Here is a 1,695-nt window from a genome sequence, read left to right as displayed (position 1 = left end):
GGGATAGCAGCAGTCACGTCGCTTCACTCCAATTCAAAATTCAAAATTCAATATCTATCAGGTTGCGGTGGATAATATAGCCCACCGTAACCTTTAGATTAATAGAATGAGTTTAACAAAAGCGGCTAAAAGCGATCGCTTACACCTTAAAATTCTCGGTAATTCGCTTCATCGCCTCTTCGACATTCTCCCGGCTGTTAAAGGCCGAAATGCGGAAGTAACCTTCACCCGCAGCACCAAAGCCAGAACCAGGTGTCCCCACAACGTTGACAGTTTGCAGCAACTTATCAAAGAATTCCCAACTGGATAAACCATTAGGAGTTTTCACCCAAACGTAAGGTGCATTCACACCTCCATAAACTGATAATCCGGCGGCTGTGAGTTTTTCGTGGATGATTTTGGCGTTTTCTAGATAGAAACTAACCAATCCCTTAATTTGTGCCTGTCCTTCTTCAGAGTAAACCGCTTCGGCTCCCCGTTGGACGATGTAAGAAACACCATTAAACTTGGTAGACTGGCGACGATTCCAAAGTTTCCACAGTTCCACATCGGAACCATCGGCGGCTTTTGCTGTGAGTGTCTTCGGTACCACAGTTAACGCGCAACGAGTTCCTGTAAAACCTGCATTTTTAGAAAAAGACCGAAACTCGATCGCAACTTCTCTTGCACCTTCAATTTCATAAATTGAGTGAGGAAGCGACGGATCGGTAATATAAGCTTCGTAGGCTGCATCAAAGAAAATAATCGAGTTATTAGCTTTGGCATAATCCACCCATGCCTTTAAATATTCCTTGGTTGCAGTTGCGCCAGTGGGGTTATTAGGAAAGCAGAGATAAATTAAATCGACTTTCTTTGAGGGAATCTCGGCGGTGAAGTTGTTATCAGCTGTAATTGGCAGATAAACTAAGCCTTCAAACTCGCCTTTATCGTTGATATCTCCCGTATTTCCCACCATAACGTTAGTGTCTACATATACGGGATAAACGGGATCAGTAACGGCAATTATGTTGTCATGTCCAAAGATTTCTAGAATATTGCCGGTGTCGCACTTGGAACCGTCGGAGATAAAGATTTCCGAAGCATCTATATCGGCTCCCCGTGCTTGGAAATCTTGAGTAGCAATTTTCTCCCGTAACCAGGCGTAGCCTTGCTCTGGCCCGTAGCCTTTGAAGGTATTGCGATCGCTCATTTCTTCCACAGCCTTTATCATAGCTGTGCGGCAAGCCTCCGGCAGAGGTTCGGTGACATCACCAATGCCTAGTCGAATAACCTTAGCATCAGGATTCGCTTCAGCAAAGGCATTCACCCGCCGAGCAATTTCTGGAAACAGATAACCCGCTTTCAGTTTCAGGTAGTTGTTGTTAATAGTTGCCATTATGTAAATATGAAAAACGCCCTAAAATAGCTTACTGCTAATTTATGAGGGCGGGGAGTGGGGAGTGGGGATGAGGGAGCAGGGGGAGCAGGGGAGGCAGGGGGAGCAGGGGGAGAATAACTAATGACAAATTCCTAATTAGACATTTACTGGCTGTTTATTCTCGGCTGATGTGTAATTGTTGCGATCGCTAATTACAAACTCCGTGAGCGACTCTTGTCCTGTAATCAATCTTGCACCGCGATTACGGGTGAAATAGTTCCATGCCCACTGAATCATTACTACTAATTTGTTGTTAAATTCAATTAAGAAGTAGATGT

Annotated in this window: 1 protein-coding gene and 1 pseudogene; both read right to left on the bottom strand. The window is 44.5% G+C overall.

All coding sequences use genetic code 11. The annotated features are described in order from the left end of the window. Positions 1-139: 139 nt before the first annotated feature. Positions 140-1,375, bottom strand: a complete 1,236-nt coding sequence (locus VE944_RS16445; RefSeq protein WP_324978811.1) for an LL-diaminopimelate aminotransferase — start codon at positions 1,373-1,375, stop codon at positions 140-142. A gap of 138 nt (positions 1,376-1,513) precedes the next feature. Further along, positions 1,514-1,695: pseudogene (locus tag VE944_RS16440) on the bottom strand (NAD(P)/FAD-dependent oxidoreductase); the annotation flags it as partial.

Source organism: Nostoc sp., from assembly GCF_035638895.1.
Lineage (GTDB): Bacteria > Cyanobacteriota > Cyanobacteriia > Cyanobacteriales > Nostocaceae > Nostoc.
This window is presented reverse-complemented; position numbering and strand designations above follow the sequence as displayed.

Excerpts from the sequence above, each read along its gene's own strand:
- VE944_RS16445 (WP_324978811.1), bottom strand. The coding sequence starts at position 1,375 with ATGGCAACTATTAACAACAACTACCTGAAACTGAAAGCGGGTTATCTG.